At 35.4% G+C, this 8,576-nt stretch carries 7 protein-coding genes; 6 read left to right on the top strand and 1 reads right to left on the bottom strand.

Annotation, left to right across the window (positions count from 1 at the left end; translation table 11 throughout):
• Positions 1 to 176: 176 nt before the first annotated feature.
• The 6 genes from ENL20_07250 to ENL20_07225 all read left to right on the top strand — a co-directional run bounded on the left by ENL20_07250 (position 177) and on the right by ENL20_07225 (position 8,111).
• The gene (locus ENL20_07250) at positions 177 to 1,235 is read left to right on the top strand and encodes a flavodoxin-dependent (E)-4-hydroxy-3-methylbut-2-enyl-diphosphate synthase (protein HHE38354.1); all 1,059 of its coding nucleotides are present in this window, start codon (positions 177 to 179) and stop codon (positions 1,233 to 1,235) included.
• Positions 1,236 to 1,297: 62 nt separating this feature from the next.
• Entirely contained in the window at positions 1,298 to 3,121 is a 1,824-nt protein-coding gene (locus tag ENL20_07245; GenBank protein ID HHE38353.1) for a hypothetical protein, read from the top strand.
• A 473-nt stretch (positions 3,122 to 3,594) separates the two neighbouring features.
• Positions 3,595 to 4,422 (top strand): NYN domain-containing protein, encoded by an 828-nt coding sequence (locus ENL20_07240; GenBank protein HHE38352.1) that lies wholly within the window; start codon positions 3,595 to 3,597, stop codon positions 4,420 to 4,422.
• Between the two features lie 114 nt (positions 4,423 to 4,536).
• On the top strand, positions 4,537 to 5,439 hold the full coding sequence (locus tag ENL20_07235; GenBank protein HHE38351.1) for a hypothetical protein: 903 nt from the start codon (positions 4,537 to 4,539) through the stop codon (positions 5,437 to 5,439).
• 234 nt (positions 5,440 to 5,673) lie between these two features.
• Positions 5,674 to 6,486 (top strand): 3-deoxy-7-phosphoheptulonate synthase, encoded by an 813-nt coding sequence (gene aroF / locus ENL20_07230; protein ID HHE38350.1) that lies wholly within the window; start codon positions 5,674 to 5,676, stop codon positions 6,484 to 6,486.
• 8 nt (positions 6,487 to 6,494) lie between these two features.
• Positions 6,495 to 8,111: a hypothetical protein gene (locus ENL20_07225; GenBank protein HHE38349.1), complete on the top strand. Its 1,617-nt coding sequence runs from the start codon at positions 6,495 to 6,497 to the stop codon at positions 8,109 to 8,111.
• Positions 8,112 to 8,126: 15 nt separating this feature from the next.
• Here ENL20_07225 and ENL20_07220 read toward each other — a convergent pair.
• A partial coding sequence (locus ENL20_07220; GenBank protein ID HHE38348.1) for a hypothetical protein occupies positions 8,127 to 8,576 on the bottom strand: 450 nt, incomplete at its 5' end.

Below are 8,576 nucleotides of genomic sequence, written 5' to 3'. Positions count from 1 at the left end.
TATTGACCTCTATCTTCTTATTAACCACCAACTTAAGTTGGTGGTTAATGAAACAGGAAAAAGTATTAACCGTTTTAACGGTTTCTAATTTTATTGAATTTGACCTTTTTAGAGTGGACTCAATTAATTTTAGGAAGAACTTTCGTGTCTTTTCGTGTGTTTCGCGGGTATAAACAATGACCACAAGAAAGAAAACAAAAGTCATCAAACTTGGAAATGTCCTGATCGGTGGAAACAATCCCATTTCCATTCAATCGATGACGAATACAGATACTCGTAATGTCGAGAGAACTGTTCAACAAATTCGAGAATTGATTCCTGCCGGATGTGAAATAATCAGAGTTGCTGTACCGGACATGGAAGCAGCAAATGCTCTGAAAGATATTAAAAAATCTATCTCTATTCCTTTAATTGCTGATATTCATTTTGATCATAAACTGGCGATAGCTGCCATTAAAAACGGTGTTGACGGACTTCGACTCAATCCAGGCAATATCGGATCGCAGCAGAATGTCCTGAAAGTAATCGAAGCTGCGAGAGAAAGAAAAATTCCCGTCAGGATCGGAGTGAACAGCGGTTCTTTATCAAAAGAGAAAATCAGGAAATACGGAGTAACTGCTAAAGGAATTGTGGAAAGTGCTCTCGAACATGTTTCAATTCTGGAAAAAGCAAAATATTATGAAATGAAGATTTCCGTGAAAGCTTCGTCAGTTCCTTTAACCATCGATTCTTATCGTCTTTTAAGCGAAAAAGTAGATTATCCGCTGCATCTGGGAGTTACGGAAGCAGGAACGGAATTTTCCGGTACTATCAAATCCTCGATCGGGATCGGAACACTTCTCTCAGAAGGAATCGGTGATACGATCAGAGTGTCTATAACTGCTGATCCGATCAAAGAAGTGCTGGTCGCCAAAGAAATCCTGAAATCGCTGGACTTGAGAAAAGGACTCAAAATTATTTCCTGTCCGACCTGCGGGAGAACTGAAATCGATCTGATTACCATTGCCAAAGAAGTTGAGAAAAAATTGAAACCATTTTCAGAATATGATCTTACGGTTGCAGTTATGGGATGCGTTGTTAATGGTCCGGGAGAAGCGAGAGAAGCGGATTTTGGAATTGCCGGAGCAAAAGGAGAAGGACTGATCTTCCAGAAAGGAAAGATCCTGAAAAGAGTTCCTGAAAATAAATTGATCAATGAATTGATCAGAACGATTGAGGGATATTTAGAAATTTGAAATGTGATGTCTTTCTCACTCCCAAATTCCATTTGGGAATGGAATTTTAGAAAAGTTTCACTTTGAATTTTTATGTTGAGGATGAGAATTATCGAAATAAAATTTCTGAACCAATTGTGTTCCCTCATCATCGTGCCGATGATGTTAAAAATTTGGGAACAAGTAAGGAAATCAGCAATTTGAAATTTGAAATTAGAAATTTACCTTTCTTTATCTTCCTGTCACCTATTTCCTTTTTCCTTCTTCTTTTTTTCTTATTTTTTCAATTTAGTAACGCTGAATTATTAATTGGAGATATTAATTTCGAAGGTAATTACTTCATAACTGATAAAGAACTTCTATCAACGATCTCATCCGATCCGGGTGGATATTTTAGTCAGAAAATGCTAAATGAAGATGTTCAACGAATTTCCGATTTTTATGTTAAAAAAGGATTTTATCAGATCAAGATTCATTCTCCTGAAATAAATACGATCAGTCCCGAAAAGATCGATGTTCTTTTCAAGATCGAAGAAAATGAGAAAATGACCATCGCTGAACTGATCCTGAAGGGTAATCGTTATATTTCCGAAAACAAAATATTGGAATCGAATCCCGCAAAAAACATTGATTTAAAACAACTTTCTATTCTCATTCAAAATATTGCGGAATATTATGCTTTCAATGGTTTTCTTTTTGCTGATGTGAAGATCGATAGTTTAGTTCTAAAAAATAATCAAACAAAAGCATATATTTCAATTTCCGAAGGTGATTTTTGTGAATTTGAAGAATATAAATTCAAGGGAAATAAGACCACCAGAAGCAGCACTCTTCTTAAAATATCTCAAATAGATAAGATCGAAAAAGTAAATCCCATGGTTCTGAATCGGGCAGCAGAACTCATCCGGAAAAAAGAATATATTCATGATTGCAGTTTGATCCCTTTAAATCATAAACAATTACTTTTTAATATCGAAGAAGATAGAATGACATATCTCTCTGGAATTCTCGGTTATGATAATTCCCAGGAAAAGAAAAACCGGTTAACCGGATTTGTGAACCTTGATTTCCTGAATCTTTTCGGGACTGATAGATCGATCTCTCTGCGATGGGAAAAATTGTCTTTTGATCGAAGTCTGATCGAATTGAAATATCATGAATCAGGACCGTTTTCTTATCCTGTCAGCGGAGATTTTTCTATTTACAGGGAAGAAGTAGATTCCACCTATACAAAATCATCTTATGAAACGGAAATTTATCTTTATAGTTTGATCAATAGATACGGAATTTATCTCGGTGTTGATGAAATATTTCCCGGTACGAGAAGACCTATAATCATAGATAAAACTTCCTATAAAAAAGCCGGTATTTTCTGGAATTTCAATAATACGGATTATTATTTGAATCCAACAAAAGGAAATGACCTTCTAATAAAATACTTTTACATTTTCAACCGGATAAACAGCGAAAACATCTCCAAACAGGCAGTTGAAGCTAAATTGATCAATTTCAGAAAAATATTTCAGAAACTCATTTTTGCGATCGGGCTGAATGCAAATGTCCTGGAAAATAAAAGTCTGTCTGAACTGGAATATTATTTTTTAGGAGGAAATTCCAGCCTGCGAGGTTTTAACGAGAATCAATTTTACGGTTATCGTGTTGGTTGGTCGAACCTTGAACTTCGTTACTTATTATCCCGCAATTCGAGAGCATTTTTATTCACAGATTACGGTTATGTGGAAAGCGAAGAATATAAATTTGGTCTCTTATTTGGATTCGGCTTTGGTCTGCGGGTCGAGACAAAACTCGGTCTATTGGGAATCGATTATGGTTTGAGTTATCAAGGCGGAGAATTCAGGAATCCTCTCGATGGTATCATTCATTTCGGGATCGAGATGAAGATGTGAAATTAGACCTTGCGAATGGTTTCTTGCGGAGGAAATTTTATTAATTAACCTTCGCAATGGTTGGAATCGAATTATGAATTATGAATGCTGATTGTTGATTGTTGAAGAAAAAAATGAATATCGAATTGTTGATCGTAAATCAACTTGCCAGGTTGAGGACATTTTAATCAAAATATATTTAAATCGAGAACAATTTGGCAAATTATTTTTCATATTTCTAATCTCCTGAATGGGAATGTTTTTTTGATTTGAAGATAAAATTAGGAAAACAGTAAATAAATTTTAAATTGTTGTTATGGTTTTGTAGCATATTTTAAGAAAGATTAAAAATGTTGCTATCTTTCCGAAGCTTCTCACGAAGGAATTCTATACATTAAGATTCGGAAAGTTACTTGTATTTGCATCCTTCCGAATCTTAATGTAAGAACAAGTGAAAGAAAACTTCGGAAGGGAAGATATATTTTGGAGGTTTTATGGAAGGAAAAGGTCAGATAAAAGTTGGAGTTTATGTCGATGTGCAAAATATTGCCATGAATGGAGGATTTGGTATGCAATATGATGTTCTGCGGGAATTTGCCTGCCGGAATAATGGAATTGCAGTCCGGCTGAATGCTTATGTTGCGTATGATCAAGAAATGGCAAGGATCAATCCGGAATATAAAAAAAAACAGGACAGATTTCATTCATCATTGAGAGATTTCGGTTATAAAGTTATCGCCAAAACTGTGCGCTGGTTTCATGATGAGCAGGGAAATAAATTCGGAAAGGCAAACGCTGATCTTGATATGGCTGTTGATACTCTGATGCAGTCGGAAAGGCTTGATTATGTTCTGATGGTAACCGGAGATGGAGATTTTATTCAAGTTGTGCGCGCTTTACAGAATAAAGGCTGCCGGGTAGAAACTCTTGCTTTTAACAATGTTTCCCATGCTTTAAGAAACGAAGCTGATCTTTTCACATCCGGTTATCTGATTCCGGGTCTTTTGCCAATAGAATACAATTATAAAAATCAGGATAAAAAAATAGTTCGCGGTGTTTGTTATTCTTTTCATCCTGAAAATGGACACAAAGGATATGGTTTTATGCGTTTTATGAAAGATATCAGCGGTGGCTTGTGGATAACGGATTCCAGAAAAAGAGAATCTCCTTTTGATACAGCGTTCTTTCACAGCAGTCAACTTCCTGAAAATATCGATATTTCGACCTTGCCTAACAGAGAGCAGATATTTGAGTTTGAATTAAAAAAAGGTAAAGAAAAGGGTTGGCAGACGGATAATATTAAATCTGTTTATCATTATTAATATAGCCGATTTTTGTAAAATGTGAATGTGCATTTTTTTTCACAGAATGCAATTCTATGCTACAGATAGAGTATCAAATTATAAAAGGAACGGAGTTCCCTGTTACAAAATAAAATGGAAAAAATTTATTCGGTCATCGATGTCGGAACAAATAATGTTCTCCTATTAATAGCAGGGAAAAATAAAGAGCGGATAAGAATTATTCATCGAAATTCTTTCACTTCAGCTCTGGGAAAGGATATGAAAGATGGTTTTCTGACAAAGGAAGCCTTAGACAGAACAAAAGTCATTTTAGAAGAAATTATCGAATTATCCAAAAAATATACGGATAAAATAATCATTATTGGAACAAGCTGCTCGAGGGAAGCAAAGAATATAAGCATTTTATCAGGATGGTTATGGAATAATTTCAGGATAAAATATAACATAATTTCAGGAGAAAATGAAGCTTATTTTAATGGATTAGCTAATATTAAAGAATTTCCTGATTTCAATGATATTACGCTGTTTGATGTTGGTGGTGGTAGTACTGAATTTACTTTTTTGAAAGAAAATAAAATCATATCTCATCTCTCAACAAGTATCGGTGTCAGGAGACTACATAATGAATTTCCTGAAGATTTTCAATGTAGAATAACAAGAGTAACAGAAATCTTAAATGAAATGAACATTAAAAATGTCAGCAAACAAATCTTGATCGGTATTGGTGGAACGGTTACAAATTTGAGTGCGGTTAAGAAAAACCTGAAAGAATATGACTCAAATATCATTCATAAAAGTATTCTGAAAAAAGATGAGATAAAAGAAATCTATGCTGACTTCCGGAAAATGAGTGAAAAACAAATCGCTGATCTAATTCCATTTGAACCTACAAGAGCAGAAATAATTCTTACCGGTGCTATGATCATCAAAGAAATTATTGATCATTTTAAAGCAGATAAAATCTTTGTCAGTGATAGAGGTTTTCAGTTTGGAGTGCTGGCTCAAAGTGAGAAGGAATTAGAGAAAATGTTGTAATATTTAGCCACAGAGACACAGAGAGCACAGAGGAAAAATATAAACTCGAGTCGTAAGAAGGGTGTCAGACAATCGGATGACGATTGACGACGACTTGAAACATCACCAAGGGAATTTTATTTCAACTCGTTGCTTCGCTTATTCATCTTTCGTCACGATTGCTTTCGGGACTACGGAGAACGGACAAGACGAACTAAATATCAGCGAAAATCAGCGGCTGAAAAAGGAAAATTAATGTACGATGAAATAGAAAATTTAAAACATCAAATATCAGAATTTGGTGAAATAAAAATTAAAAACAGGATCATCAGCAGAAATAATTTTACTTTCATTGCTGGACCCTGCACTATTGAAAATTATGATGATCTGATGAAAATCGTTCTGAAATTAAAGGAGATGGGAATAAAATTCTTTCGCGGCGGAGCATATAAAATGCGGACTTCTCCTTACAGTTTTCAGGGACTCGGCAGGAAAGGTCTGGAGATCATCAAAAAAGTGAGCGATCAGACCGGAATGGTCTCTGTTTCCGAAATCATTTCACCTGAACATGTTCATGAAATGTCCGAATATATTGATATCCTGCAGGTCGGAACGCGAAATATGCACAATTATCCTTTACTGGAAAAACTGGGAAAAGTTTCCAATCCAATCATCCTGAAAAGAGGAATGAGCAACACGATCAAAGAATGGCTGCTGGCTGCTGAACATCTGATGGAAGCAGGAAACAAAAAGGTCATTCTCTGTGAAAGAGGGATCAGAACTTTTGAGGATTATACCAGGAATACGCTTGATATTTCCGCAATTCCTGCCGTAAAAAATTTGAGTAATCTTCCAATAATTATCGATCCTTCACATAGTTCCGGAAAACGAGAAATGATCAAATCACTCAGTTGGGCTGCAATGGCAGCTGGAGCAGACGGAATAATGATCGAAACTCATTTTTCTCCGGAAACAACTATCTGCGACAGTAAACAGACAATCGATTTTCAGATGCTGGAAGAGATCATGAAACCAATGGATAGATTAGTTAATCTTTGGAGAAAATAAGAAATTTTATGCTTATAAAAAACAGACCATTAAGAATATTATTGATTCTTCTGCTCATAACCATTCTGATCATCAGCCTGATCCAGTTTTTCTTTTCCATTTTCTTCACCAAAGTTGTGAATGATCAATTGCCGGTATTTCTTAAACCGGAAGCATCGATCAATAAAATCAAGGTAAATCTTTTTGAAGGTTCGGTAACGATCAGAGATTTGATGATCAAACAACCACAAGGTTTTCCAGCTAACGACCTACTTTTATTATCAAAATTGAAGATCAATATCCAATATTTGCCATTACTGAAAAAGAAAATTTCGATTAGCAAAATATATCTGAATGACCTGAAATTGAATATTGATAAAAAAATGAACAAGGAATTGAACATTCTTAATATTATGCAACCTCCGTCCGTTAAAGATGCTGTTAGGAATGAGAAAAAGCCGGTTCCGGAAATATTTATTAAACGAATCGATCTCAATAAAATATTTGTGAATTACACGGAAATTGATTCCATCGGCAAAGAAACAGAAATAGCAGTTTCCAATCTAAATTTTAATCTGAGAAATGCAAACATTTCAGAAACTGAAAAAAAGGTCGAATCGATTATTTTGAGTTTACTTGAAACAACGATCAAAAGCACCCAAGCTTCCAAAAATATGAATATCGATCTAAATAATTTCGAGATCAATCTTCAAAATATTGTTCAGGAAAATGAAAATTTCCAACTGAAAAAAATAGAAACAAATAACTTTAATGTTCTCTTTTCTTCACGGGAAAATCAAAAAGATTCTCTGCAATTTTACTTAACAGATTTATATTTACTTGCTTCAGGAATTGAAATGAGCAACGATTCTCCATCTATAAAAAACAATCTTGCATCAATAGAATTTACTGGAAAAATTCAACATAAGAAATTGCAGGATAATTTATTTGGTCTTTATGCTCGAATAAGAACGATCAGAAAAAAGATTCCACCGATCAATGCGATTTTTCAGGTTATCGGGCTGGAACTCGAACCTTTTGAATTCTTACTTCCACTTGGAACATATCAGGCTATAGGTGGAGATGCCTTTGATCTAAAAACAGATATTACACTTTCGGAAAAAACTCTCCATTGTGACCTGAACATCTCGACCATTCAAGGAAGTAAACTCGGGATGAAAATCGGAGGAACTCCTCAAAAACCGGAATTTGAGACTACCTCGATTCTCTTCAATGTTGTCAGCAGGTTGGGAGGAGGAATCGGCAGCAGTATTCTTAAAGTTGGCGGAACAACTATCGATGCTGCCAAAACCAGTTTGAATGTTGCTCTCGGTCTGGGAAAAGGAGCAACTAATGTAGCAGGTTCTCTCGGAAAAGGTGTTTTCAAAACTGTGAAAGGTGTTGTTACCGCAGATTTGCAGGAAATTGGAGATGGCTTGAAAGAGTCGACTGTCGGGACTGTTTCCGAAGCGGGAAAAACCGTTCTCGAGACAGGAGAAAATTTAATTGATGGGACCGGAGAAACCCTGAATTCTGCTACTGGAAAGAAAAAAGCGGATAAATGGAGATTGGAGAAAGAGGAACGATGGGAAGAATTATGGGAGAAAAGGAAAAAGGAGGTTGATGAGAAAACTCCGAAAAATTAGTTTTCCTCAATCAATCTAAAACTCCCAATCCGGCTTCGGTTCGGGAATACAAAAAGCCTTATCCAGTTTTTCCAACAAATGTTCCGCACCGGAAATTTCATCAGAAACTGCTAAACCTGTTGCCGGACGAACTCCCAACCACATTCTCGTAAAAGCACCAACCGATGATCTTAAAGTCGGTAATTTTTTATTATTTCCTTTCTCTGCTTTTGATTTTTTTCCAAGAGTGATGATATAATTTCCGGCAATTCCTTTCCATTTAGAATCTTTCTCAAGATAATTTTCGATCGGATCGTTCAATTCCAAATTGAATTTCAAATTTTCACAATTCAAATGAGTTCTTTCCAAACATTTTTCCAGGTTACAAATTCTCATCTGCCAGAATGCTGTTGCCTTCATCTTATTCTCAAATTTGGATTTTTCGGTTAACTGTCTGAAACGGAATGGTTGTTTGAGGAAATCCTG

The sequence above is a fragment of the Candidatus Cloacimonadota bacterium genome, from assembly GCA_011372345.1.
In the GTDB taxonomy this organism is placed as follows: domain Bacteria; phylum Cloacimonadota; class Cloacimonadia; order Cloacimonadales; family TCS61; genus DRTC01.
The sequence above is the reverse complement of the archived record's forward strand: the minus strand, read 5'-3'. Positions and strand labels throughout refer to the sequence as shown.